We start from the raw sequence: 23627 nt of genomic DNA on the forward strand, positions 1-23627 counted from the left end.
CGCCCCCTGCAAGGGGCGGGCCAAAGCGGCTCAGCGCATGTAGTCGAAAAGGCTTTTCTGCGTGATCTTCACATAGGCCTGCTGGCCCGCGTCACGCTCGGTCAACGCGCGCTTGAGCCGGGTGAGCGCATCGGCGAGGTCGAGATCCTGAAGCTGCGACGTGGCCTCGTCCATCATGAGCTTGCGCGCGTCGATCACGCCCGATTGAAGCTCGGCGCTTGCGGACATCGCGCCGATGCGTGTGCGCGCGTCGATCAGATGATCCGTCGCGCCGCGCAGCATGTCGATCATGGCGCCGCGGGTCTGGCCGGGCGCCACGAGATCGCTTTGCGTGCCGTCCGGCCCGGTGGCGCGCATCAGCGGGCCTTCGGGCGCGGGCGCGACCGCGATGTCCGAAACCGTGATGCCTCCCGCGCCGCTCAGCACCAGCGTGCCGGTCTGCGGATCGAGCGCCGCGCTCACGCCCGTCTCGGCCGAGGCCGCGTTGATCGCGGCGACGGCGCCGGGCAAGGCTCCGGCCGTGGCGGTGAAGGCGATCCGGGCACTCCCGGCGGGGCCCTCGATGGTCATCTGCCAGTCCGACGGCGCGCGGCCCAGCGCGGGCGCGAGCGCAAGTTGGTCCGCGGCGCTCACACTCGCGCGCGGCTTGTCGCCCCGAAAGCCGAGATTGGCAATGAAGTCGTCGATCGCCCCGAAAACGCCCGCCCCGGTCTCGTCCGGCGCGGCGCCGAACACCTCCTGCCCGCTCAGCCCCGTCGCCATGCGGATCGATTCCGAGACCTGAAGCTCGGGGCTGCCGCCGTCGCCGCGATAGACCACACCGCCCGGCCCCTCCTCGAAGGGATCGCCCTGCGTGGCATAGCCGCCGAAGAGCGCGCGGCCCGTATCGTCGCGGCTGTTGGCGATGCCGATGAGGCTTTCGCGCAGCTGGACCGCCTCGGCGGCGATGCTGCCCCGCTCGTTGTCGGTCACGGTGTCGCTCGACGCGCGAATGGCGAGGTCGGTCAGGCGGCGCAGGATCGCCGCGCCTTCGTCGAGCACGACATCGGCCTGATCGAGCCGCGCGCCCGCGCGCTCGAGATTGGTGCCGAAGCGGCTGAGCGCCTCGCCCTGCTCCTGCGCCGCCGACAGCCGCAGCGCGCGCACCGGATCGGCCGAGGGGCGCGGATCGTTCTTGCCCGAGGAAATCTGCCCCTGGAGCGAGGCGATCTCGTCGCCCGCGCGCGAGAGGCCGCGTGTCGTGAGCGCATGAAAAAGCGACGTGCCGATTGTCATGATCGTTCCCCTAGATCGCCTGCAAGAGCGTGTCGAAAAGTTCGCGCGCCACGCTCAGAACCTGCGCGTTGGCCTGATAGGCCTGTTGCTGCTGCATGAGGCGCGCGGCCTCGGCATCGAGATCGACGCCGCCCAGTTTCGAGAGGGCGCTCTGGGCGCTCGTCTCCTCGGCCTCGGCGGTGGCGAGGCGCGTCTGCGCCGCCGTCACCTGCGCGCCGATACGCTGCTGAAGGCTCGCGAAGCCGGCGCTGTAGCCGCCCTCGCCGGTCTGCCCATCGCGCTGGCGCAGATTGGCAAGGGCCAGCGCCGTGCGCCCGTCGCCCGCGGCCCCCGTCCCGGACGGGGCGAGCGTGAAGGCATCGCCGGTGCGCGGCTGGCCCGCGAGCGTGACGGCGACATCGCCGAAACGCGCGGTGCCCGAAGGATCGAGCGTGCGCGAGGCGAGATGCGCGCCGCTCTCTGCATCGAAGAGGCCGACCAGCCCGGCCTCGGCATCGAGCACGCGCAATTCGCGCGTGCGCTCGGGCGCGGGGTCCGTCTCGGCGCCGATCTCGGCAGCGAGGCGGAGCGCGCCGCTGCCAGACAGGCGCACCAGAAGATCCTCGCGCGGCAGGTTGGCAAGGCCGAGGACGGTGCCGCCGCCCGGCGCGGCGGGCGCCGTCACCTCGAGCGCGCGCCCGTCCGTCGCGGCAAGGCGCAGCGCGCCGTTTTCGAGCGTCGCGTCAAAGCCCGCGGTGTCCATCCCGACCGCCGCGCCCGAAGCCTGGGCCGGGATCTCGAGCGCGCCGGCGCGCGCGTCGAAATGAATCTCGATCCGGCCATAGACCGTGTTGATGTAGCCCGTGCCCGGGAAGGTCGGGGGCAGCACGACATTGCCCGCCGTCACCGCGACGGAATGCGTGACGCCGCCCAGCGAGATCGTGAAGCTCGCGGGAAGGTTCAACGCATCGAAGGGCTGGCCGATGACGGCGGTCATCGGCATGTCGGCTATGCCCATGCCGAACCGCGCGGCCTCGCCCGCATCCGCGCCGAGGCGCAGCGCGGCCCCGTTCGTGTCGCCGCCCACCGTCTCGAGGATCAGCCGGTTCTGCGCATCGAAGCTCGCGGTGACGCGTCCCGCTTCGGGGCCGCTCACGACCGGGGCGCCGCCCCGCATCGTGATCGCGTAATCCTGCGCGCCGAGGCTCGCGCGCATCACCGCGCCCTCGGGCGGCAGGGTCGCGAGGGGCGCGCCGGTGATCCGGCTCGCGGGGGCGGCGCTGCGCAGACCGGCGAGGAGCGCCGCGCCGAGATCGGCGCTGCCCGTCCCGGCGGTCAGCGGATCAGCGGATGCCTCATGCGCACGGCCATCCGCGCCGATGACCTCGATGCGGCGCAGCGCGAGATCGCCCTGCCCGGCCGCGGCGGGCGCGAGCGTCAGGGTGCTGCCCGCGTAGCTGCTGCGGCGCGCGATCAGACCGGCGGAAAAGGCGTCTGGCGCGGCGGTGCGCAGCGCACCGTTCTCCGTTGCCGCGAAGGGCAGCGCGCCGCTCAGCGTGATGGTGCCGGCGACACGCGCGGCATCCGCGCCGCCCGCGCCGAGCTGCACGGCGCCGAGCGCCCCGCCGTCCGGGCCGAGCCGCGTGACGCCGAGCGTGCCGCCCGCATTTGCCGCAACGCGGCTCAGCGTGATGTCGGCCCCGCCCGCATGGGTGAGCAGCAGGCGCCCGCTTTGCGGCGCGATCTCGGCGCGGATGCCAGTCTGCGGCGTGCGCGCGTTGATCGCCTCGGCCAGCCGGGCCGCGCCGCCCGCGCCCATGGATGCGCCGATCTGGAGCGGCTCGAGATTGTCGCCCGCGAGCGCCAGCGACAGCGCGCCCGTGGCCGGCAGATCGAGCGCGAGGCGCGCCTCGGCCGCGACACTCACGGGCAGCGCGCCCCGCAGGAGGCTCGCCTGCCAAGCCGCGCTCGCGCCGTCCGGCAGATCGAGGCTCAGCGCCTCGCCGGCGCCCTCGTAGGTGATGGAGGCGCCCGGCGCGGCGGGCGCGGGCGCGGCGCCCGTCCAACTGGCGATCCCGCCTCCGAGGCCGAGCGTCAGCGCATGATCCCCGGCGGCGCTCTGCCGCGCCAGGGTCAGCCCCGCATAGGGCTCGGCGCCGTTGAGATAGTCGGTGTTGTAGACCGCGCCCTCATGAAAGCCGTTGGCGGGCGTCAGAAGCGCGGCGGCCTCGGCGGCGCTGAGCGGCGCACCGCTGAGCTGGCGGCCATCGCGCGTGAAGATCGAAAGCTGCGCGGCGGGCGCGGCATCGGCCACGCGCACCGCCTCGAGCGTGCCCGCACCCGTCATCAGCCGCGCGGCGGGGGCCGTTCCCTCGCGCGCGGTGAGCGTGAGCGCGCCGCCCTCGGTGCCCGCCACGAGGCCCAGCGCCGCAAGCCGCTCGCCCCCCGCGCCGAGCGCGGAGCCGTCGTTGAGCGCCGCCGCGACAGCCGCGATGTCTGCGCCCGCAGGCAGCGTGAATTGCACCGCGCCCGTGGGCGCGTCGACGGTGAGCGACTGCAGGCTCGCACCCGGCGGAACCGCGATCTCGAGCGCCGAGAGGCGCGGCTGAACCGAGAGCGTCGCCGACGAGGCGCCCGCCGGGATCGTGCCGACGATGCCCGGGCTGAGAAACTCGGTCAGGCCCGCGCCCGCAAGCGTCGAAAGATCGAGCGGCGATGCGCCGGGGCCGGTAATAGGCTGCGCGCTCAGCGTGGCGCTTCCTAGGTTGGCCGGGCGGGCCGAACTGGTCCAGGCGCCCGCCGCCGCGATATCCTCGGGCGCGCCGAGGGCGAAGGCGAAATGGCGCGCGCCGGTTTCCTGCGTGAGGGTGATGCGGTCGCCGTCGAGCGGGCGGCCCACCATCTCGAGGCGCATGCCTGGCAGCGCGAGGGGGCTGGCGCCCTGCGCCAGCTCGGTGCCTGCCGCATCCGACACGCGCCAGCCGCCGAGGCCCGCGTCATAGACCGCCGAGAGCGGGCCTTGCGGCATCCGCGCCGCATCCGTCACGGTCACGCGCACCGCAGCGTCGCCGCGTGTCAGCGCCCCCATCTCGGCGCGCCATCCGTCCTGTGTGAAGACCGGCCCGCCCGCCGCGCCCGATGCCGTGACGCCCGATGCGTGGCGCGTATTCATCTCGCTTGCGATCCGGCCGGACCAGGCGCCGAGATCCTTCACCGCCTGCGCGACCGCGCCGCCTGCTTCGGCCAAACCGCCGAGCGTGCCGCCCGCCGCGCGCATCGCCGCGGGCGCCGTGCCGGGCACGGCGCTGCGCAGCATCACCTGCCCGCCCGCGTCCATGTCGAGCCGTCCGGCGCGCCCCGCATCGAGCAGGAGCGGCCCGGCGCCATCGGCCCCGAGCCCCACCGTCGCGCGCCCCCGCGCGTCGAGCGTCACGTCGATATCGACGAGGCCCGACAGATCGCCCAGCAGCTTGTCGCGCCGATCAAGAAGCGGATTGCGCGCTTCGTCATTGGTGACCTCGGCCAAGCGCTCATGCACTTCGGCGAGGGCGGCGAGCGTTCCCGTGGCGCGCTGCGCGGCTTGCGCCGTCTCGTCCGAGATGCCCTGCGCCAGCGCATCGAGCCGCCCGGCCAGATCCGCGACGCCCCCTGCGAGCGCCGCGCCCGCGCTCAGCACCGCCTGCCGCAGGCCATTATCCGCAGGCGAGGCCGACAGCCCGTCGAGAGCGTCGAAAAATCCGTCGAGCAGCACCGGAATGCCGCCGTCGCCGGGCAGCATGCGGTTCTCGAGCGCCTCGATATGCGTGAGATACGCCGCGGCGGCGCCCAGCCCCGCCTGCGCGTTGCGTCCACGATCGGCGAGGAGCCCGTCGAAGGCGCGGCGCAGCTCGACCACATCGACACCCCCGCCCACGCCGACTTCGCGCATGACGGCGTCCCGGCGCGCATAGCCTTCGGTATCGACATTGGCGATATTCTCGGACGTGGCGGCCAAAGCCGAGCGATAGGCCAGAACGCCGCCGCGTCCGATATTCATCACGTCCGACATGCTCTACTTCCCCGATACGCCCAGATGGCCCGCGAACTGGCGATAGATGGCATCAGCGAGGCCCAGCCCGGCGCGGCCGGCGCCCGTCTCGGTCAGCTTCGCGTCGAGGAGGGACTGTGTCGTCTCCATCGCCGACCCACCTGCCACTTCATCGCCAAACGACGCCGCGCGCCCCGATTTTAGGATCTGGTTGAGGAAGAGCGCCTCGAAGCCCTCGGACGCCTCGCGGAGCCGCGTCTCCTTCCGCAGCGCGGCGGGATCGGTGCGGGCCGGGGTCGCAAGCGGAGCGATGTCGGTCATGATGATGCGTCCTTCAGATCACGATCAGCTCGGCGCGCAGCGCGCCCGCGCGGTGCAGCGCCTCGAGGATGGCCACGAGATCGGCGGCGCTTGCGCCGACGGCGTTGATCGCATCCACCAGCGAGGCGAGCGAGACGCCCGGATCGAAGACGAAGGCGGGATTCGCCTCCTGCTCGATCTCGATCTGGGTGTCGGGCGTGACCACCGGCTCGCCCGGCACGACGACGCCGCCGTCGCGGCCATTGACCACCGTGGCGCCCTGATCGACGTTGAAATCCTCGTTCACGCGCACGGTGAGCGAGCCATGCGAAATGGCGGCGGGCGTCACGCGCACCTCGCCGCCGATCACCACCGTGCCGGTGCGCGCATTGACGATGACCTGTGCGGGCGGCGCGGCGGGATCGACCTCGATCTGTTCGAGCAGACCCATGAACGACACGCGCGCGGCGGGGTCCGCGGGCGCGCGCACGCGCACCGAACTTCCGTCGAGCGCGACGGCCACGCCCGCGCCGAACTGCGCGTTGACGGCATCGGCGACGGCGCCCGCGGTCGAGAAGTCCGAGCGGTGCAGGTTCAGCACGAAATATTCGGTCTCGAGAAAGGCCGTCTCGACCATCCGCTCGACCGTCGCGCCTTGCGGAATGCGGCCCACGGTGGGCACGTTCACCACCACCGACGAGCCGTCCCCGCCGGCGACGCCGAGGCCGCCCACCACCAGATTGCCCTGCGCGATGGCATAGACCTCGCCATCCGCGCCCATGAGCGGCGTCATCAGAAGCGTGCCGCCCTGAAGCGACTTGGCCTTGCCCGAGGTCGAGACGGTCACGTCGAGCGACTGGCCCGGCTTCATGAAGGGCGGCAGCTCGGCGGTGACCATGACGGCGGCGGCGTTCTTCGCATCGAGATCGTCCGCGCTCAGCTCGAGGCCGAGCCGCGACATGATGGATTGCAGCGACCGGCGCGTCAGCCCCGAATTGCCATCGCCCGAGCCCGAAAGGCCCACCACGAGGCCGTAGCCCACGAGCGGGTTCGAGCGCACGCCCGCCACATCGGCCAGATCCTTCAGCCGGTCGGCCTGCGCGAGGCCCGGCATCATCGCGGCCAGCACCACGATCGCCGGAAGGCGCGGCGCCGCCCGCCCGATCAGACCGAGCACGGACAGGACCCGGGCGATGACGCGGCTCATATCGGCGACACGGTGGTCAGCGCGCGGCGGAACCAGCCCTGCTTGGCCGTGTCCGCCGTATCGCCCGCGCCGACATACTTGATCTCGGCATGGGCGATGCGGTCCGAGCGCACGACATTGTCGGCCGAGATATCCGAGGGCCGCACGACGCCGCGCAGACGGATGTATTCCTGCCCGTTGTTCAGCGTCAGCTTCTTCTGGCCCATGATCTCGAGATTGCCGCCCGGCAGCACCCGCACGACCGAGACCGACACGCGCCCCGTGAGCGAGTTGGATTGCGTCGCGCTCCCCTTACCGGAAAAGGCCGTGGTGGTGCCGCCGTTCAGCCGCTCGTCGTTGAAATCGAACGAGATGATGTCGGGGATGTCGACGGCGAAGCTGTCGCTCTTGCTCGCGCCCGCCGATTGCGATTTTCGCGCGGCGAACCGCTCGGAGAAATCGACGGTGAGGATGTCGCCCACCTGCGCCGCGCGCCGGTCGGAGGCGAAAAGCCCCATCGCGCCGGGCGTGTAGATGCCGCCCGTGGGCATCAGCCGGTCCTGCGGCACTTCGGGGACGGGAAAGACGGGCGCGTAAAGATCGCCCTCGGCCTCCTCGACATGGGTCGAGCAGGCGGCGAGCGCGGCAACGAGCGCCAGGGCCGGGAGGGTGGAGATGCGGGAAACCATGTTCATGCCTTTCAAAGCTTGTTCGCGAGGTAGCTCATCATCTCGTCCGAGGCCGAGATGGAGCGGCTGTTGATCTCGTAGGCGCGCTGCGCCTCGATCATCTCGACCAGCTCCTGCACCACGTTGACGTTGGAGGTCTCGAGCGCGCCCTGGATCAGATCGCCCATGCCGTCCTCGAGTGGGGCGCCCACGATGGGCGCGCCGCTGGCCGCGCTCTCGACGAGCATCGTCTCGCCCACCGGCTCGAGCCCACGCGGGTTGGTGAATTGCGCGAGGGTGAGCTGGCCCACTTCCTGCGCCTCGACCTCGCCCGGCAGCGTCACGCTGACGATGCCGTCGCGCGAGACGGAGATGCTGCTCGCCTCGGCGGGGATCTGGATCTCGGGCTGGACGACATAGCCGCTGGAGGTGGTCAGCGTGCCTTCTGCGTTTTGCGAGAAGGTGCCGTTGCGCGTGTACCCGATGCGCCCGTCGGGCATCAGGATCTGGAAAAATCCCTTGCCGTCGATCGCCATGTCGAGCGCGTTGTCGGTCGTGGTCAGGCTGCCTTGGGTGTGGATCTTCTCGGTGCTCACGAGGCGCACGCCGGTGCCGAGGGTCGTGGGCGCGGTCTGGGCCGTCGCCTCGGATGTCTGCGCGCCCGCCGGGCGGAGCGTCTGGTAGAGAAGCGTTTCGAAATTCGCGCGGTCGCGCTTGAACCCCGTGGTGTTCACGTTCGCGAGGTTGTTCGAGATCACCTGAATCCGGGCCTGCTGGGCGTTGAGCCCGGTCTTGGCCACATGCATCACGTTCGCGGACATCTGGAATTGCCTTTCAAGGAAGCTGCGTTGCCTTCCTCGCTGCAATCCCCGTGCCAGCCCGCTCCCGCGCATGCGCCCGGCGCGGCGGGTGCGGGCCGGGCGCCCCGGTCAGCCCTCGGGCGCCTGCATGACGCGTGCGCCGCTCTCGTCGATTTCGCGCGCGGCGAGCATCATGCGCATGCCCATCTCGAAGCGGCGTTGCAGCTCCATCGTGCCCAGAAGCTCCTCGACCGGGTTGACGTTGCTGCCCTCGAGCGTGCCTTGCAGGACCGCGCCGCGCTGGTCGGGCGGCGGCAGGGCCGTGCCCTCGGCGCCGCGCACATGCCCATCGGCGCCCTTGGTCAGCTTGGCATCCTCGGGCGGGATGACGGTGGCCAGCACCCCGGCGAGGACGGCCTCGCCGCCCGGCTCGTCCACGGGGCGGATGTAGATCTCGCCGATATCGGTGATGCGGATATCACGGTAGGCGGGCAGCGTGATGGGCGCCATGTCCGGCCCCAGCATCGCCGCGCCCGCGCCGTCGCGGAGCGTTCCGTCCACGTCGCGGCGCAGATCACCCCGCCGGCTGAGCGCGGGCTCGCCGCTCGCGGGCTGGACGAAGAAATACCCGTCGCCGGAGATCGCGACGTCGAGTTCCTCGTCGGTGCGCGTGAGCGCGCCTTGCATCTCAGAGAAGGGCGCGGGCCCGGTCTCGAGCTGGAAGGCGCGCGTCGTCGCGCTGTCCATCGCGGTCAGGAACTTCGACGCGCCCTCGTTGGGCAGATCGCGGCGAAAGCCCGGCACCGTCTGGTTGGCGAGGTTCTGCGCCTGCGCGACCTGCGCGTCACGATTGACGCGCAGCGCGTTGAGCGCGGTGTAGATCATCCGGTCCATTCATCAGGTCCGGATGTTCATCACGGTTTCGGACAGCTTGCCGTTGGTCTCGAGCGCCTTGGCCGAGGCCTGATAGTTGCGCTGCGCCATGATGAGGCTCACCAGCTCTTCTGTCAGATCGACATTGGCCTGCTCGACCGATCCCGAGCGCACAGCGCCGAACCCGGCCGTTCCGGGCGCGCCGATACGCACCTCGCCCGACTCGCGCGAGGCGAGATAGGTAGCGCTGCCGATGTTGCGCAGGCCTTGCAGGTCGGTGAAATTGGCGACGGCGACCTTGCCGATGGCGACCGATTTCTCGGCGCCGTAGCTGGCCCAGATCGTGCCGTTCTCGCGCACCTCGACCGAGGACAGATCGAGCCGCCCCTGCCCGTCATGCGCGACGGACGTGATGCCGAAATCGCCCTTGGTCGCCGAGGAGCCGGTCAGATCGAGGCTGAGCGTGGTGGCGCCGAGCGTGAAGCCCATCGGCCCCATGCCCGCGGTCTGCACTCCGCCCGCATCGAAGGACAGCGTAGCGGCGGGCGCGGGTGGCGTCGCGATCTGGCCGTCGACGCGCAGTTGCACCTCGTAGGCAAGGCTTCCATCCAGCGGATCGGGCGCCTTGGTCATCACGAAGAAGGCTTCGGCCGCGACCGGCTTGCCCTCCGCATCGAGGACCGGCACGGGCGCCGAATAGGCGTAGGTGGATGCATCATCCGCATCGAACGGGACCGCCAGCGGGACCATCGCCTGCCCGCCCATGCCGCCATTGTCGTCGAGCGGCATGCGCAGGCCCATCGTCACGGCGGTCGTGGCCGTGGGGGTGCCGTATGCGGGCGCGATGCGCAGACGCCCGGTCTCAACCGTGCTTTGCGCCTCGCCGTTCTCGGCGGTGGGAAAGCCGGTGAGGTAATGGCCGGCGGTATTGGTGATGAAGCCGTCCGAATTCATGTTGAACGCGCCCGCACGGGTAAAGGCCACGTCCGCCCCGGCGTCGGGGCCGGTGCGCACCTGGAAAAAGCCCGGCCCCTGGAGCGACAGGTCGAGCACATTGCCCGTCGCGACGAGCGAGCCCTGGCTGAAATCCATCCCGATGCGCGCCACCTCGACGCCCGAGCCGATCTGCGCCGAAGGGCGGCTGTTCGGATTGCTGGTGTAGATGTCGGCGAATTCGGGCCGGCTGCCGTGAAAGCCGAGCGTGCCGACATTGGCGATGTTGTTCGACGTGACCGAGATATCGGTCTGCGCGGCGTTGAGGCCGGACAAGGCGGTATAGAAAGACATCGGGGTTTCTCCTGTTGGGAAATGGGTCTTGGGCCGACCGCCTCAGCGGATCGACGTGATCTCGAGGCTGCTGCGCAGGCCGTAATCCTCGATGCGCAAGGTCAGGTCCTGGCCGCCCTCGGGCATGTCGACACCGACGACGCGGGCATAGACGAAGGGGGCGGGCGGGGTTTCGGTATCGCTCTGGATCGACACGCGCACGGCGGCGGTGCCCGGCGGCACATCGGTCCAGTCGAAAGGCACGAGCCCCGCGCCCTGCGCGCCGAGCTCCTGGCGGTGCAGCTCGGCGCCGGAGGTGGCATCGGAATAGATGACGCTGACGCCGCTCGCGGCCTCGGCCAGCTCGGCGGCGCCATGGATGCCGCCTTCGGCATCGGGCCGCGCGAGCGTGCCGGGCACGAGCACCTGCTGGTTCATCAGCGACGAGGCCGTGGCGAGGCGCCCGCCTCCGATCTGGCTCGAGATATCGCCCAGCGTGGCATTGACGCTCTCGATGCCCGAGACGGTCGAGAACTGCGCCATCTGGGCCAGAAACTCGCCGTTCTCCATCGGCTTGAACGGATCCTGGTTCTGAAGCTGCGCGGTCATCAGCGTCAGGAAATCCTTCTGCCCGAGCGTGCCGTTATCGGCGCGCTGGACACCCGCGCGCGCGGCGCCGTAGGTGGCGCCTGCGCCGGTCAGACTGGCGATATCATTCATTCACGCGCTCCTTCACTGGCCCATCTGGACCGTGCGCGCCATCAGCGTGCGCAGGGTCGAGACCGTTTCGAGAATGTTCTGATACTGGCGGCTGGCCTCCATCATCTCGACCATCTCCTCGTCGGGATCGACGGCGGCGGCGAAGACATAGCCCTCCGTATCGGCCATCGGATGATCGGGCTGGAAGCGCCGTTCGGGATCGCGGTCGAGCGTGATCACGTCCGTGACCTGCGCGGTCGAGAGCGCGCCCTGTTGCAGGCTGTCGGCATAGACCGTCTCGAAGACCGGGCGCAGCGGACGGTAGGCCTCCTCGGCCGTGGTGCTCACGGCCTGCGCGTTGGCAAGGTTCGATGCGGTGGTGTTGAGCCGCTGCATCTGGGCCGACATGGCGCTGCCGGCGACGTCGAATATGTTGCGGATGGTCATGCGTCATTCTCCCTTGATGGCGGTCATCAGCCCCGAAATGCGCCGGTTGAGAAGCGCGAGGCTGGTCTGATAGCGCAGGCTGTTCTCGGCGAATTCCATCTGCTCGACCGCCAGCTCGACGGTATTGCCGTCGAGCGACGGTGCCGTCGGCACGCGGTAGCCGGGCTGGCCCGCGCCGGGCGCCGCGCTGCTGAAATGCCGCGCATCGCTGGTGCGCAGCGCGCCGCCGCCGATCTGCGCCTGCAAGGCCGCGTCGAAATCGATGTCGCGCGCCTTGAAGCCGGGCGTCGCCGCGTTGGCGATGTTGGAGGCCAGCGCCGCGCCGCGCTGCTCGCGCAGGCCGAGCGCGGCGGCATTGAAGCTCAGATGGGCACGAAAGCTGTCCGGCATGGCTGTCTCCTCCTGCTGCGGCGCGCGAATGGTCCGGTCCTTGCAACATGCCGTGCAAAACCGGTGCCAACCCGGCCCCAGCCACGAAGGATCCTGCCATGCAGCACATCGCCCCGCGCCCCGCGCCGCGCAAACCCCTGACCTTGCCGCGCAGCTTCAGCCGCGTCCTGGGCCGCCTTCTGGCCCTGCCCCCGGAAGAAAGCGTGCCGCTCGCGCGCGAGGCCCACGACCGCGCGAGCGATCCCGCGCAGCGCGCGCTCGCCATGCGGCTGCGCCTGCGCCTTCTGCAAGAGGCGCATGAGGCCGCGCGGAGTGCGGCCGAGCGGCAGGAGGCGCCCGAGCCCGAGGAGGAGATCGCCCAGCCCGCGGTCGAGATTCTGCCGCCAGAGCCAGAACCCGAGCCGGAGCCGGAACCCGAGCCGGAGATCGTGGCGCCGAAGCCCAAGAAAGGCCCCAAGCTGACTAGCATCGATCTGGAAGGCAACGCCCTCGGCATGATGATGAGCCAGCTCGGCGGCAGCGAGGACGACGATGATTTCTTCACCGACGATTGAGGCACGCAGGTCACGCCGCACCGGAGCTATCCTTCGATACCCGCCTGTCTTTCGCGGCCCTCTCCCTGCCCTTTGCACGCTGTCCGAATCGTGGGGCGGGTGCGAGGAAGGGGCATTCGGAAGCGTTCAGGAGTTCCACGGATGAGCGATACCTCGTATCACCTCGACCAGACCTACGCGACCCAGCCCGCTCGGACGTCCCCCAGTTCCGACGCGTCTCTGGCAAGCGGTTGGTGGATCCTGCTTTTCGCGGGCATCGGCGCGGTGTCCTGGTATTGGATCATCGCCGGTCTCCTTTCGCTTCTGAACTAGACGCTCTCCTCCAGAGCGCTCAGGTCTCCGGCCCGGTCACATCCCCCAATGTGTCCGGGCCGTTCTCATTTCATGCAGTGCAGTCGCGGCTCAGGCGCCCGGGCAGGTCTCGGGGCGCTCACCATCGGCAAGACCACCGCACCATTCGGCGAAGGCCTCGCGTGCGCCGGCCTGAACGTCGAGCCGGTCGGCGGCGGGCATCTCGTCCGCCAGAATGTCGCGCAGACTGGCCGCGCCCGGCACGCCGAGCGCCGCGGCGATCGAATACCACTTGAGAGCCTCGGCGTGGTCCGGCGGCTGGCGAAGCTGCGCCGCGATGCGTCCCAGCCCCAAAAGCGCCGCACGGTCTCCGGCGGCGGACATCTCGCCCAGATCAGTGGCCAGCCGCTCGGCCAGATCGGCGCGCGCCTCGTCGGTGAGCCGCGTGAGAAGATGCTCGGCCAGTGCGATGGCGCGCGCCTCGCCGCCCAGACGCGCGCGCCACGCCCAATAGGCCGCCTCGAGATCGTCCTGCGGCAGGCCCTGCCCGCGCGCCAGCATCACCGCGAGATTGGCCTGCGCCGCGACGCTGTCCTCCTCGGCCAATGCGCGGAACATCGCGGCCGCCGCCGGCGCCTCGCCCTTGCGCGCGAGGGTCACAGCCGCCTCGAAACTGGGCGCATCGGCGCCGAGCGCGGGACCGGCGCCGAGCGCCAGCACCAAGGCAGCGACGCGGCGCATCAGCGCCCCGCCATCATCACGAGCTGGAGATACATGACGCGGCGCTTCGTCCCATCGGGCCTGCGCTCGTAGACGACGACGCGCTGGCGCTGCGTTTCGGTCATTTCGACCTCGATCGAGATGGTGTCGGCGAGATGCACGTCGTAGCGCGCCAGAAGACCCTTAGGATCGGACATGAGCGCAGCGCTGAAATCGCGGTCGATCCAGCCGCGCGCGAGGGCGCGCCCCAGAATTTCAGGGAGGTGCCTTTCGACGCGGGCGATGTCGTACAGCGTCGTCTTGCGTCGGACGAGCGCGAAATGGTCCGTGCCCGACGTCGTCTTCTCTTCGGACGCGGCGCGGCGCCCGGTGATGCGCGACAATGCCATCGCCATGAGAGATCCTCCTGCCTGCATCGCTTCACCCGCCTTGCTCGTTGGCCCGCGGCCCCGGGCCGCCCGACTTACTGGCGTGCACGCCATGGCAACACCAACGGCGGCGACGATCGAAATGTTAGCGCCGACTTGGCGCGTTTCTTGCACCGGGCGGCGTATGAAACGCCTCATGCCCACCGCCTCGACCCTTGCATTTGCCGTGCCAGCCGCGGCCTTGCCGCTGACTTTCCTGGCCGCCTCGGCGCTCGTGCTGAACGCGCCCGCGCCTGAAAGGCCCCTCGCGGCCATCGACAGCGCCGCCGAGGAAGACCCCGACGCGCCCATACCGCGCCTCTATCTGCCCTTCATCGCGCCGGTCCATGTGACGCTGCCCGAGGGCGGCGGCCTGCTGAAGCTCGAGCTGACGGCGGCCCTCAGGGCCGATCTCGACGCGGCGACGCAGAAGATGCTCAAAGAGGCGCCCGAGCCGGTGCTCGCCGTGGCTGCGGATGCCGTTCTGGACACCGCCGAGACGCTCGAGCCGGGCGATCTCGTCGCGCTGCGGCGCGCCCTGCCCGAGGCGCTGGCGCGCGCCATGAATGCGCGGCTGACGCCCGAGGAGACCGGCGGCGACGCGTCCGGCACGGGCGAGGAGGAGGAGGCCCCTGCACCGATCCTCGAAATTCTCATCACCGAATGGGGGCATGCGCCGTGATTGGCAAGAAAGTTGCATCCCTGCCGATATCGCAGCCATCAGCCGAAAGGGACCGGCCATGTTCATGAAAACCCAGACCTTCGTGCCCACGCCGGGCACCGATCCTCAGCGCCTCGCCGTGCAACTGGTCCTTTGCGACAGCAACGGGCGTCCGCGCCGCGAGCGGCTTTGGGGTCTTCTGCGCCTGCTCAAGCGCGACATGACGCCACCGGCCTTCTGATCGCCTCAGCCCTCGGCCGAGCGCCGATGCGCCGCAAGGCGCAGCGCGAAAATCGCGGCGCCGCCCACCCAGATCGCGATCCCGATCGCCATCGGGCTCGGGACGAGCTGCGCGAGCGGCACCGCCCAGCCCGGTTGCAGGTAGATGCCCACGATCAGCGGCGCCGCCGTCATCAGAAACCAGCGCAGGCGCAGGCATGTCTCGCATGTCGCGCCGCCCATGGTCAGACCTCCGTGCGCTGGCGGCGCACCGCGTCGAGATAGACGAGCGTGCCGCGCGGCGCGGCGGGCTGCGCGTCGGCGGCGGCTTTCAGCAGGACGGAGGCCGCGCGCACCGCGCCCAGCGCCTCCCCCAGAATGACCAGACGCGCCTCGGCGCCGTCATCCACGAGCGACGCCGCACCGACGAGCGCGATCACCGCGCTGCGCAATTCGTGATCGATCCGCGATACGGCGACGAGATCGCCGTCCTCCGCGGCGGCGGCGAGCGCACAGGACAGATCGCGCAGCCGCTCCGCCATCACGAGATTTGCAAAGCCCGGCGCCGCCATGTTCACGCGGCCCCGCCGCGACCCGCCCGCACTTCGGATCCGATCGTCTCCCACGCGGCGACGATCTCGGCGATGGCGCCCGCCGCTTCGGGCAGACGCGCTTCGGCCTCGCCGCGCAGCGCGGAGAGCACGTGGAAGCGCGCGAATTCGTAGAGTTGGAACAGATCACCCGCGATCTCGCCGCCCTGCTCGAAATCGAGGCTCGATTGAAGGATGTAGATCGCGGTCAGCGCGCGGTTGAGATGCTCGGTCGGCGCGCTGCGGCCCTGGCCCTGCGCGGCGGCGAGGATCTCGAGCGCGCGGCTCAGCGCCTTGAGGGTGACGAAGACGACGTCATAGGGGTCGTCGGCCACCGGCTGAACCACGCTGTCGGCCTGGCGGTAGCGGGACCGCGCGAACGCAAAACTCATCAGACATTCCCTTCGACGTCATTGCCACTGGTTATGTCTTAGAACGGCGCGCGGCCCTGGTTGTTTAGCTGGCCCAGGCCTCTTCTTTGCCCTGCGCGGCAAGCGCGCCGACCGAGACGATCATGCCCACCTCGCCGCCCGACAGGATCGCGATGCCGCTCATGTCGCGCATGTCCGAAAGAACGCCCTCGAGCGGACGCAGCATCACGAGCTGCTGGCCCAGAAGCTCGTCCACCGGGATGGCGATCCGCCGCCCCGCGCCCTGCACGATGACGAAAAGGCGCGGCGCCTTCTCCTTGCCGAGGCTGCCGGGCACGAGCGGATGGATCGGCACGAGTCCGTCCTCGCCCATGTTGAGCATGCGCGTATGCCCCGACGCGGTCACCGGCAGGATGTTGTCGGTCTGAAGGATGCGCTGGATCGCGTCGATGGGCAACACGTAGCGCACCCGCCCGACCCGCACGACCATGCCGTCGAGCACGATCATGTTCTGCGGCACCCGCAGGTGGAAGCGCATGCCCGCACCGGCGGGCAGCACCGCCTCGCGCAGCGCGCCCTTGCGGCGCCGCAGCGGCGCCGCGATCGCCTCGAGCTCGGCGGGAGCGCTCCGCGTGGGGCCGTTATCCGTGACATCGACGCGCACATGATCGCTGTCGGTCTCGATCGAGACGTGAAAGCGCGTCGGCGCATCGGGCGCGGCGAGGCGCATGTTGACCAGCGCCTTGAGCAGGCCGCGCAAGTCCTCGATCAGCACACGGTCGAGCACGATGTCGCCGCCCACATAGGTCACGCGCGCGCCGAGCTCGCCGCCGCCGCTGCGCGTGGCGACATAGGCCTGAAGCGGGCGCAGGAGCACCTCCGCCGGGCGCGAGCGCTGCGCGACGCTCTGCTGTTGCAGATGCGACAGCTCGGTCGTGAGTTGCGCGCCCGCCTCGCTGATTTCCTGAAGGCGCAGGGCATGCTCGTCGAGCTTGCCATGCAGCACCGAGCGCACCCTGGGATCGAGGGGCGGCACGCCGGCGGCGCGCAAAGCGTCCGTGATGTCCTGCATCAGATCGACCGAGGCGAGGCGCGACAGCTCGTGCTCGAGCAAGGCGTGACCGGCCGAGATCGCCCCCACCGCCTCGAGCAGCGCGGGCGACTCGTCGCCCGCATCGCTCAGCGCCAGTTCGGACGCATCGGCCTCGGCCTCCGCCGGAGGCTCCGGCTCGGCCTCGCGTACCGTCAATGTCAGCGCGAGCGAGAGCCGCGCGCCCGACGGGTCCATCAGCGCCGCGCGTTCGGCCATGCCGTCCGCATCGAGCGGCGAGGCGACGAGGAAGTCGAAAAGCGTGCGGTCCCCGTCGAAGACCGTCACGTTGGTGATCATCCGGACCTGCCCGGTCGTGATCCAGTCGAAGAAGTCCTGCGCCAGCGCGTCATCATCGTTCAGATCGGCGCGCAGCACGAAGAAATTGAGCCCCGCGCCGATCGCGTCATGCGCGGCCTTGACGCTCTCGGGCGACAGGACGCGGTGGAATTCGGGCGGCAGGCCGAGCCGCGTTTCGATGGATTTCGCGGTGACGACGCCGCTCGCGATGAAGCAGACATTGGCCGCATCCTCGAAAAGCGTCTCGATGCGCGTCAGATCCGGCTCGTCGCCCTGGGCGAGCGCGTCGAAGACGAGCTCCATCGTGTCGACATAGCCGCGCCCCATCTGCACGAGGATCACGTCCGGCCCCGCGCCGCCATCGCCGCGCACCCGCGCGAAAAGATCGATCAGCGACATGGTGAGTTGCGAGGCCGGGTGCATCGAATAGTTGAGGCAGGCGAAATGCACGCGCCGCATCAGCGTCTCGAATTCGGGGAACCACTCCTTGCCCGCGCCCGCAGGCTCGAGCCCCCGGCGCAGCGCACCCAGCGTGTCGAAAACGTGGTCGGCGCACCACGCGCCGAGCATCCGGCTGGGCGCCATCACGTCCTCGCCGAAGATCGCGGCGGGCACGCTGCGCTCGATGGTCACGAGCTCTTCGTAGAAGGCCAGCTCGGCGGCGCGGTGCCCCTTGCCCTTCTCGACCTGCGAGAGATGCTCGGCCGCATCGATCAGGCGGACATAGCCGTGCGGACGGGCGAGCGCGGTGATCCGCTGAAAGAGCGCCTCGCGCGCCTCGGGCTTGGGCGGCGTTCCGGCGGCGACCTGCATGCCCTGCGCCGCGATCTCGGGATAGAGCGCGGCCATTTCCGCGAAAAACGCGGCGCCCTCGGGCAAGTCGGCGGCGCGGTCCTCGGCCGTGCTCGGCGCGGACGCGGCGGGCGCCGGGTCTTCGGCGACGGGCGCGGGCTTGGGTTTCGGAGCGGATTTCGGAGCGGGCTTCGGAGCAGGCTTCGCCTTCGGCGCGGGTTTTTCCTCGGAAGCAACCGCCGCTGCGACCTCGGCTTCAGGCTCCGGCGCCGGCGCGGCTTCCGCCTCGGGTGCAATCTCCGGCTCTTGCTCGGCCTCCTCCTCCGGCTGCGGCGCGGCGTCGCCGGACGCCTCGTCCGCGCCGCCCGTGTCGCGGGCGAGCAGTGCCGAGAGCGCGTCGCGCAGCGATCCCGCCGCACCCGCATCCGGCGCACTGTCGGCCAGGAAATCGTCGAGCGGAGCGCACCAGTCGGGCAGGTCCATCTGGCCCGCGGCGTAGCGCAGCCCATCGGCTTCCTTGCGCGTCTTTGCAGGGCTTTCGTCCTGCCAATCGGCGATCTCGGCGCCCAGCGCCGCGATGCATTTCTCGGCCATGTCGGCGAAGATCTGGCGATAGAGCGGGTCGGCCTCGCGCAGCTTGCCATCGGTGATCTCGGCGATGGTCTGCACCGGGCCGGGGGCCGCATCCTCGGCAGGTTCGGGCGCGGACGCGGCACTCGGCGCGTCCTCGGCGGCGGGCGCCTCCTCGGTCTCTTCCTCGGCCACGGGATCAACGTCGTCGAAATCGTCGTCCTCGAAGTCGTCGAAATTCGCGCCGTCGCCGCCATCGAGCTGATCGAGCAGACCGGCCAGCGCCGGATCGAACATCGGGGCCTTGGGCGCAGGCTTGGCGGGCGACTCCACCGGCGCGTCCGGCTCGTCCTCCTGCGGCGCGGTATCTTCCGCCTCCGCCGCGCTGTCTCCCGCCGCGGCCTCGGCCTCGGGCGAGGTGATGCGACCGATCAATGCGCGCAGATCGTCCTTGAGCGGTTCGGAGGGGCCGGGATCGACGTCGCTGCGCGTGTCGGCGGTCTCCTCGAGCATGCCGCGCAGCGCATCGCCCGTGCGCACCAGGATCTCGACGATCTCGGGCGTCAGTTCCGCGCCCTCGTCGCGTACGAGCCCGATCAGATCCTCGGCCAGATGCGCCAGGCCCTCGACCGTTCCAAGACCCAGAACGCGCGAATTGCCCTTGAAAGTATGCACCGCCCGAAAGAGCGCGCCCACCCCGGCGCCCGCATCCCCGGCGCCGTCGGCCAGCTTCTCGAGCTCTTCCTCCATGGCGTCCAGCGCCTGCGCGCCGTCATCGGCATAAAGCGCCCAGATCTCGTCCATTTCGTCGGTCATCGCACCGGCCCCGCACTAGAGTTGTTTCAGGCTTCGCCCGTTTCAGGCAGCGACCAGCGTGCGCATCACGCGGGCCAGCTCGTCACCGGTCTTTTCCTCGAGATCGTGCGAGACGGTCCCCGAGGGCTTGGAGACGACGCCATCGGCGCCCAGCTCGCGCGCCTTGGCGGCGAGCGGCGAGCCCTGCACCGTGACCGAGGAGAGCATGCAGATCTTGGCCCGCGTCTTGAGCTTGGCATGGCGCAGGAATTCGAGCCCGTCCATCACCGGCATCTCGATATCCAGAAGGATCAAATCGAGATCGGGATGATCCGCCAGCTTGTCCAGCGCCTCCTGACCGTTGGCGGCCTGTGCCACCAGCTTGAAATCCTTCTGCGAGCGCAGGAAGCTGGAAATGTAGAGCCGCATCATCGCGGCGTCGTCCACCACCATCACGTTATAGGCCATCGGGTGTCTCCGTTCGGGATGTCGCGCCGCGATCGCGCGGCGCCTTTGGGGGTGTGTCAGGCCAGAGCGGCCGTGTCGGGAAGCGCGTCGGACTGGACGAGGAGGTCGGTGTCCAGAAGGATCGCCACGCGCTCCTCCAGTCGGCCCAGCCCCTTGACGAGCTTGCCGCTGTCGGCGCCGCCGAAGGCGTTGCCGCTGTCGATCCGGTCATCGGGAATGTCGAGCACCTCGCTCACCCCGTCGACGATGAGACCGACGGGCGCGCCCTGCACCTGAAGCACGATGACGACGGTGCGGTCGTCATAGGCTTTCTCTTCCATGCCGAAGCGCAGGCGCACGTCCATGAGGGGTATGACCTTGCCGCGCAGGTTGATCACGCCCTTGATGTAATGCGGCACGTCCGGCACGCTCATGATGCGCTGCATTCCGACGATCTCGGTCACGACGCCGATGGATACGCCGTAGAGCTCGGCGCCCACGGGGAACGTCAGATACATCGTCTTGATGCCCTCGGCCTCGCCGCGCAACTCGAGCGCGGCGCGCTCGGCCTCGGGCGGCATGGCGGCGGCGCGGTCTGTGTCCTGAACGGCTGGTCGTGTCATGGTCGGATGCCTTCTTGGTTGCTGATCGTGAGGGGCTGTGTGCTCTGGGTCATGAAATGCTCTGCGGCGCGGCGTGCGGCTCGCCTGGCGCGGGGGATGCAGGTTTCATGCCAATCGCCGCCAGAAGGCGCCCGGCGATTTCGCCGAGGGGCACTTGTTCCTGCGCGCCGCCCTGGCGCCATGCCTGTCCCGGCATGCCCCAGATGAGCGCCGTCGCCTCGTCCTGAACGAAGGTCTGCGCACCGCCCCGGCGCAGCGCCACGAGACCGGCGGCACCATCGGCACCCATGCCGGTCAGAACGGCGGCGACGACGCGGGGCGCGGCGATGCGCGCCGCCGACTGAAAGAGCGCATCCACGGCGGGGCGCGAGTAGGAGATGGGATCGCCCGGCACAAGCTCGACCCGGAGCGCGCCCGTGGCGCTGCCGCGCAGCTCCATATGGCGCGTGCCACCGGGCGCGATGAGCACCGTTCCGCGCTCGAGCGCGTCGCCATGCTGCGCCTCGCGGATCGCGGGACGGCACGCATCGTTGAGGCGGCGCGCGAAGGCGTCGGTGAAGCCTTCGGGCATGTGCTGAACAATGGCGACGGGCGGGCAATCGGCGGGAAGCGCGCCGAGAACCGTGCCGAGCGCCTGAACGCCGCCCGTGGAGGCGCCCAGAAGGATGACGGGCTCGCCCGGCCGGCCCGGCCTCTGGGGCGCGCGCAGGGGCGGCGTCGCGGGCGGGTCGGTGCGGGCGGTGGCGGGTTCGGTCAGGGCGGGTGCGGGTGGGGCGGCTGCCCTTGTCCGCGCGCGGGCCACGCCCTTGATGCGCAGCGCGATTTCGGCGAGGCCCGCATGATCCGGCCGCCCCGGCGCGATCCCGTCGGGCTTGGCCATCACATCGACCGCCCCCGCCTCGAGCGCCTCGATCGAGCGGCGCGCCCCGCGCTGGGTCAGCGACGAGATGACGATGGTCGGGATGGCGAGCCGCGCGATCGTGTCGCGCAGGAACACCATGCCGCCCGCGCCCGGCATCTCGAGATCGAGCGTGATGACATCGGGCCGCGTATGGGCGACGAAGGCGCCCGCCTCCTCGGCGCTGCCCGCCTCGCCGATCACCTCGATGCCGCGATCCGCGCGCAGGCTGCGCACAAGAAGCAGGCGGAAGATGCTGGAATCGTCCACCACGAGGACGCGGACCGGCGCGCCGCGCTGCATGTGCCCCGCGCTCATGCCGGCCTCCGGAAGATGCCCGTGGCGATCTGCTGCCAGTTCGATCCGAGATGCGAGATGCTCTCGGTGACCGAGGTCACGAGCAGACCGCCCGGCACCGCCATGTCGTAGAGCGCACGCACCGTCGCGGCCTGATCCTGATGGTCGAAATAATAAAGGATGTTGCGGCAGAAGATCGCGTGGAACGCGCGCTTGAAGGGATAGGGCGTCGCCTTGAGATTCATGCGCCGGAAGGTGCAGACGTCGCGCAGGGCGGGCCGGACGCGGAACTGCCCGATACCCGTGGGCGTGAACCAGCGCCCGAGAATGGCCGGATCGGTCTGCGAGAACTGGCGCTCCGGAAAGATTCCGAGCTCCGCGCGTTCGACCATCGGCCCGCTGATATCGGTGCCCAAGATGCTCACGCGGCGCAGCACGTCAGGCCCCATCCGCTGCGCGAGCAGCATCGCGATCGTATAGACCTCCTCGCCGCTCGAGCAGGCGGCGGACCAGATGCGCAGATCCTCGCCGCGCGCCAGCGCGGGCGCCATTTCGGTAATGAACCGCTCGAGGATCTCCGGCTCGCGGAAGAAATAGGTGTGGTTGATCGAGGCCGCGTGCATCACAGCAAGCTGGACCTCCTCTAGGCCCGCGGGCTGAAGCTCCTGCGCGAGGCGGTTGAGATCCGCGTAGCCGAAGCGGCGCAGCACCCGGCCCATGCGCTGGCGCAGAAGATCCGCCTTGGGCGGCGGGTAGCTGATGCCGCAGCGCAGGCTGATCCAGTCGCGCACCGCCTCGAAGCCGCCCTGGTCCATGTGGCTCATGGCGCGGCCCCGTCGGGGTTGAGCCGCTCGCAATCGAGCACCATCGCCACCTCGCCCGACGCCAGAAGCGCGAAGCCCCAGCTCGCGCGCACATCCGCGAGCGCGCCCGCCAGCGGCTTCATCACCACCTGTTGGCGGTCCAGAACCTCGTCCACCGGGACCGCGATGGGGCCGCCGCTCGGCTCGAAGATGATCGACACGCAGTCCTCGAGCGGGAGGGGCGCACGCGGCATGCCGCCGAAGAACGTCTCGAGCCGGCAGACCGGGATGAGCCTGCCGCGAAGGCGCAGCATCTCGCGCCCGCCCTCGGCCGAGACCTGCATGCGGTCCGCCGCTTCGGGGCGCGCGATCTCGACGATATCCTCGATGGGCACGCAAAAAAGCTGTGTGCCGAGCCGCAGGATGATGCTGTCGAGAAACGCGAGCGACACGGGAATATGGAGCGACACGGCGGTGCCCTGCCCCGCGTCGCTCGTCACGGCGATGCGCCCGCGCAGCGCCTTCATCGTGGTATTAAGCACGTCCATGCCCACTCCCCGGCCCGAGAGCGTCGTGACGCTCTCGGCGGTCGAGAAGCCGGGCTCGAAGATCACCTTCCAGATCGCGGCATCCTCGGGCGTCTCGTTCGGGCCGAAGAGACCCTTCTCGCGCGCCTTCTTCAGGATTCGGTCGCGGTCGAGGCCGCGCCCGTCGTCGATGACCTGGATGCGCACCTCGCTGCCGACCTGCGCCGCCGAAAGGACGATGCGCCCCGCGGCGGGCTTGCCCCTGGCGAGCCGCTCGGCCTCGGGCTCGAGACCGTGATCGGCGGCGTTGCGCACGACATGGAGAAGCGGATCATAGAGGCGGTCGGCGACCAGCTTGTCGATGGCGGTGGTCTCGCCGCGCAATTCGAGCTCGATCTTCTTGCCGGTGTCGCGCTGCAACTCGCGCACCATGCGGCGCAGGCGGCGGAACACCTCGGCCACCGGCACGAGGCGCAGCTCGGTCGCGGCGTCCTGCACCTCGCTCACGATCATGGAGAGGCGATGCGCCGCCGCTTCGAACCCGCCGAGGTCCAGCCCCGCGAGATCCGGCGCGTTGATCGTCTCGGATACCGACAGCGACAGCTCGCCGACAAGGTCCATCAGCCGGCCGATCTTGGCCGAGGAGACACGCAGCAGCACATCGCCGTCGGCGGCCTCGCCCTCGGCGGGCAGGGCGCTCACGGCGCGCTCCGCAGCGTGCGGGCCTTCGCAGATGTCGACGCGTCGGTCATGGGTCCGGTC

26 protein-coding genes are annotated in these 23627 nt (G+C 70.2%); 4 read left to right on the plus strand and 22 right to left on the minus strand.

From position 1 onward, the window contains the following. Positions 1-30: 30 nt before the first annotated feature. The 11 genes from flgL to flgB all read right to left on the minus strand — a co-directional run bounded on the left by flgL (position 31) and on the right by flgB (position 11910). Entirely contained in the window at positions 31-1275 is a 1245-nt protein-coding gene (flgL, locus tag ACGRVM_RS05505; RefSeq protein ID WP_377167867.1) for a flagellar hook-associated protein FlgL, read from the minus strand. 10 nt (positions 1276-1285) lie between these two features. Next, positions 1286-5302, minus strand: coding sequence for a FlgK family flagellar hook-associated protein (locus ACGRVM_RS05510; protein WP_377167864.1), 4017 nt, complete (start codon positions 5300-5302; stop codon positions 1286-1288). A 3-nt stretch (positions 5303-5305) separates the two neighbouring features. Beyond that, positions 5306-5602, minus strand: a complete 297-nt coding sequence (locus ACGRVM_RS05515; protein WP_377167861.1) for a rod-binding protein — start codon at positions 5600-5602, stop codon at positions 5306-5308. A 13-nt stretch (positions 5603-5615) separates the two neighbouring features. Next, a complete protein-coding gene (locus tag ACGRVM_RS05520) occupies positions 5616-6698 on the minus strand; it encodes a flagellar basal body P-ring protein FlgI (protein WP_377169988.1) in 1083 nt (360 codons plus the stop codon). Positions 6699-6784: 86 nt separating this feature from the next. Beyond that, positions 6785-7462, minus strand: coding sequence for a flagellar basal body L-ring protein FlgH (locus ACGRVM_RS05525; RefSeq protein ID WP_377167858.1), 678 nt, complete (start codon positions 7460-7462; stop codon positions 6785-6787). A gap of 5 nt (positions 7463-7467) precedes the next feature. Beyond that, complete coding sequence (flgG, locus tag ACGRVM_RS05530; RefSeq protein ID WP_377167855.1) at positions 7468-8256, minus strand: flagellar basal-body rod protein FlgG; 789 nt, start codon at positions 8254-8256, stop codon at positions 7468-7470. Between the two features lie 108 nt (positions 8257-8364). Then, positions 8365-9129, minus strand: coding sequence for a flagellar basal body rod protein FlgF (locus tag ACGRVM_RS05535; RefSeq protein WP_377167852.1), 765 nt, complete (start codon positions 9127-9129; stop codon positions 8365-8367). 3 nt (positions 9130-9132) lie between these two features. Continuing rightward, complete coding sequence (locus ACGRVM_RS05540; protein WP_377167849.1) at positions 9133-10395, minus strand: flagellar hook protein FlgE; 1263 nt, start codon at positions 10393-10395, stop codon at positions 9133-9135. 42 nt (positions 10396-10437) lie between these two features. Next, on the minus strand, positions 10438-11094 hold the full coding sequence (locus ACGRVM_RS05545) for a flagellar hook assembly protein FlgD (protein WP_377167846.1): 657 nt from the start codon (positions 11092-11094) through the stop codon (positions 10438-10440). Between the two features lie 12 nt (positions 11095-11106). After that, positions 11107-11520, minus strand: coding sequence for a flagellar basal body rod protein FlgC (gene flgC / locus ACGRVM_RS05550; RefSeq protein WP_377167843.1), 414 nt, complete (start codon positions 11518-11520; stop codon positions 11107-11109). 3 nt (positions 11521-11523) lie between these two features. Beyond that, positions 11524-11910: a flagellar basal body rod protein FlgB gene (gene flgB / locus ACGRVM_RS05555; protein ID WP_377167840.1), complete on the minus strand. Its 387-nt coding sequence runs from the start codon at positions 11908-11910 to the stop codon at positions 11524-11526. A gap of 98 nt (positions 11911-12008) precedes the next feature. Between flgB and ACGRVM_RS05560 the strand changes: the two genes are divergently transcribed. After that, a complete protein-coding gene (locus ACGRVM_RS05560; protein ID WP_377167837.1) occupies positions 12009-12464 on the plus strand; it encodes a hypothetical protein in 456 nt (151 codons plus the stop codon). A gap of 141 nt (positions 12465-12605) precedes the next feature. After that, entirely contained in the window at positions 12606-12776 is a 171-nt protein-coding gene (locus ACGRVM_RS05565) for a hypothetical protein (protein ID WP_377167834.1), read from the plus strand. A 90-nt stretch (positions 12777-12866) separates the two neighbouring features. Here the strand turns inward: ACGRVM_RS05565 and ACGRVM_RS05570 are convergent, their stop codons facing one another. Then, positions 12867-13496 (minus strand): SEL1-like repeat protein, encoded by a 630-nt coding sequence (locus ACGRVM_RS05570; protein ID WP_377167831.1) that lies wholly within the window; start codon positions 13494-13496, stop codon positions 12867-12869. After that, entirely contained in the window at positions 13496-13870 is a 375-nt protein-coding gene (locus ACGRVM_RS05575) for a hypothetical protein (protein WP_377167828.1), read from the minus strand. The genes ACGRVM_RS05570 and ACGRVM_RS05575 overlap by 1 nt, the downstream gene beginning before the upstream one ends. 157 nt (positions 13871-14027) lie before the next feature. On the opposite strand from ACGRVM_RS05575, the gene ACGRVM_RS05580 reads away from it, so the two are divergent. Then, positions 14028-14564 carry a hypothetical protein gene (locus ACGRVM_RS05580; RefSeq protein WP_377167825.1) on the plus strand — a complete coding sequence of 179 codons (537 nt, stop codon included), beginning with the start codon at positions 14028-14030 and terminating at the stop codon, positions 14562-14564. 58 nt (positions 14565-14622) lie between these two features. After that, positions 14623-14784, plus strand: a complete 162-nt coding sequence (locus tag ACGRVM_RS05585; protein WP_377167822.1) for a hypothetical protein — start codon at positions 14623-14625, stop codon at positions 14782-14784. A 5-nt stretch (positions 14785-14789) separates the two neighbouring features. Here ACGRVM_RS05585 and ACGRVM_RS05590 read toward each other — a convergent pair whose 3' ends face one another. The 9 genes from ACGRVM_RS05590 to ACGRVM_RS05630 all read right to left on the minus strand — a co-directional run bounded on the left by ACGRVM_RS05590 (position 14790) and on the right by ACGRVM_RS05630 (position 23558). Continuing rightward, the gene (locus ACGRVM_RS05590; RefSeq protein ID WP_377167819.1) at positions 14790-15005 is read right to left on the minus strand and encodes a hypothetical protein; all 216 of its coding nucleotides are present in this window, start codon (positions 15003-15005) and stop codon (positions 14790-14792) included. A gap of 2 nt (positions 15006-15007) precedes the next feature. Then, positions 15008-15340 carry a hypothetical protein gene (locus ACGRVM_RS05595; RefSeq protein WP_394624024.1) on the minus strand — a complete coding sequence of 111 codons (333 nt, stop codon included), beginning with the start codon at positions 15338-15340 and terminating at the stop codon, positions 15008-15010. Then, complete coding sequence (locus tag ACGRVM_RS05600; RefSeq protein WP_377167813.1) at positions 15337-15744, minus strand: flagellar export chaperone FliS; 408 nt, start codon at positions 15742-15744, stop codon at positions 15337-15339. Before ACGRVM_RS05600 ends, ACGRVM_RS05595 begins: the two co-directional genes overlap by 4 nt. 64 nt (positions 15745-15808) lie before the next feature. Further along, a complete protein-coding gene (locus ACGRVM_RS05605) occupies positions 15809-19291 on the minus strand; it encodes an Hpt domain-containing protein (protein ID WP_377167810.1) in 3483 nt (1160 codons plus the stop codon). A 42-nt stretch (positions 19292-19333) separates the two neighbouring features. Then, entirely contained in the window at positions 19334-19738 is a 405-nt protein-coding gene (locus ACGRVM_RS05610) for a response regulator (protein ID WP_377167807.1), read from the minus strand. Positions 19739-19794: 56 nt separating this feature from the next. Beyond that, complete coding sequence (locus ACGRVM_RS05615) at positions 19795-20340, minus strand: chemotaxis protein CheW (RefSeq protein WP_377167804.1); 546 nt, start codon at positions 20338-20340, stop codon at positions 19795-19797. A 49-nt stretch (positions 20341-20389) separates the two neighbouring features. Next, entirely contained in the window at positions 20390-21556 is a 1167-nt protein-coding gene (gene cheB, locus ACGRVM_RS05620) for a chemotaxis-specific protein-glutamate methyltransferase CheB (protein WP_377167801.1), read from the minus strand. Continuing rightward, positions 21553-22359, minus strand: coding sequence for a CheR family methyltransferase (locus ACGRVM_RS05625; RefSeq protein ID WP_377167798.1), 807 nt, complete (start codon positions 22357-22359; stop codon positions 21553-21555). Before ACGRVM_RS05625 ends, cheB begins: the two co-directional genes overlap by 4 nt. After that, the gene (locus tag ACGRVM_RS05630) at positions 22356-23558 is read right to left on the minus strand and encodes a chemotaxis protein CheA (RefSeq protein ID WP_377169986.1); all 1203 of its coding nucleotides are present in this window, start codon (positions 23556-23558) and stop codon (positions 22356-22358) included. The genes ACGRVM_RS05625 and ACGRVM_RS05630 overlap by 4 nt, the downstream gene beginning before the upstream one ends. Positions 23559-23627: the final 69 nt, after the last annotated feature.

It is taken from the genome of Roseovarius aquimarinus (genome assembly GCF_043661195.1).
Lineage (GTDB): Bacteria > Pseudomonadota > Alphaproteobacteria > Rhodobacterales > Rhodobacteraceae > Roseovarius > Roseovarius aquimarinus.

Bases quoted from the DNA above. Each gene is read 5' to 3' on its own strand.
- ACGRVM_RS05565 (WP_377167834.1), top strand. From the start codon at position 12,606: ATGAGCGATACCTCGTATCACCTCGACCAGACCTACGCGACCCAGCCC.
- ACGRVM_RS05615 (WP_377167804.1), bottom strand. From the start codon at position 20,340: ATGACACGACCAGCCGTTCAGGACACAGACCGCGCCGCCGCCATGCCG.
- ACGRVM_RS05540 (WP_377167849.1), bottom strand. From the start codon at position 10,395: ATGTCTTTCTATACCGCCTTGTCCGGCCTCAACGCCGCGCAGACCGAT.
- ACGRVM_RS05525 (WP_377167858.1), bottom strand. From the start codon at position 7,462: ATGAACATGGTTTCCCGCATCTCCACCCTCCCGGCCCTGGCGCTCGTT.
- ACGRVM_RS05610 (WP_377167807.1), bottom strand. From the start codon at position 19,738: ATGGCCTATAACGTGATGGTGGTGGACGACGCCGCGATGATGCGGCTC.
- ACGRVM_RS05605 (WP_377167810.1), bottom strand. From the start codon at position 19,291: ATGACCGACGAAATGGACGAGATCTGGGCGCTTTATGCCGATGACGGC.
- flgC (WP_377167843.1), bottom strand. From the start codon at position 11,520: ATGACCATCCGCAACATATTCGACGTCGCCGGCAGCGCCATGTCGGCC.
- ACGRVM_RS05515 (WP_377167861.1), bottom strand. From the start codon at position 5,602: ATGACCGACATCGCTCCGCTTGCGACCCCGGCCCGCACCGATCCCGCC.
- ACGRVM_RS05535 (WP_377167852.1), bottom strand. From the start codon at position 9,129: ATGGACCGGATGATCTACACCGCGCTCAACGCGCTGCGCGTCAATCGT.
- flgL (WP_377167867.1), bottom strand. From the start codon at position 1,275: ATGACAATCGGCACGTCGCTTTTTCATGCGCTCACGACACGCGGCCTC.
- ACGRVM_RS05520 (WP_377169988.1), bottom strand. From the start codon at position 6,698: ATGATGCCGGGCCTCGCGCAGGCCGACCGGCTGAAGGATCTGGCCGAT.
- ACGRVM_RS05585 (WP_377167822.1), top strand. From the start codon at position 14,623: ATGTTCATGAAAACCCAGACCTTCGTGCCCACGCCGGGCACCGATCCT.
- flgG (WP_377167855.1), bottom strand. From the start codon at position 8,256: ATGTCCGCGAACGTGATGCATGTGGCCAAGACCGGGCTCAACGCCCAG.
- ACGRVM_RS05580 (WP_377167825.1), top strand. From the start codon at position 14,028: ATGAAACGCCTCATGCCCACCGCCTCGACCCTTGCATTTGCCGTGCCA.
- ACGRVM_RS05560 (WP_377167837.1), top strand. From the start codon at position 12,009: ATGCAGCACATCGCCCCGCGCCCCGCGCCGCGCAAACCCCTGACCTTG.
- ACGRVM_RS05575 (WP_377167828.1), bottom strand. From the start codon at position 13,870: ATGGCGATGGCATTGTCGCGCATCACCGGGCGCCGCGCCGCGTCCGAA.
- ACGRVM_RS05545 (WP_377167846.1), bottom strand. From the start codon at position 11,094: ATGAATGATATCGCCAGTCTGACCGGCGCAGGCGCCACCTACGGCGCC.
- ACGRVM_RS05510 (WP_377167864.1), bottom strand. From the start codon at position 5,302: ATGTCGGACGTGATGAATATCGGACGCGGCGGCGTTCTGGCCTATCGC.
- ACGRVM_RS05570 (WP_377167831.1), bottom strand. From the start codon at position 13,496: ATGCGCCGCGTCGCTGCCTTGGTGCTGGCGCTCGGCGCCGGTCCCGCG.
- flgB (WP_377167840.1), bottom strand. From the start codon at position 11,910: ATGCCGGACAGCTTTCGTGCCCATCTGAGCTTCAATGCCGCCGCGCTC.
- ACGRVM_RS05600 (WP_377167813.1), bottom strand. From the start codon at position 15,744: ATGAGTTTTGCGTTCGCGCGGTCCCGCTACCGCCAGGCCGACAGCGTG.
- ACGRVM_RS05590 (WP_377167819.1), bottom strand. From the start codon at position 15,005: ATGGGCGGCGCGACATGCGAGACATGCCTGCGCCTGCGCTGGTTTCTG.
- cheB (WP_377167801.1), bottom strand. From the start codon at position 21,556: ATGAGCGCGGGGCACATGCAGCGCGGCGCGCCGGTCCGCGTCCTCGTG.
- ACGRVM_RS05625 (WP_377167798.1), bottom strand. From the start codon at position 22,359: ATGAGCCACATGGACCAGGGCGGCTTCGAGGCGGTGCGCGACTGGATC.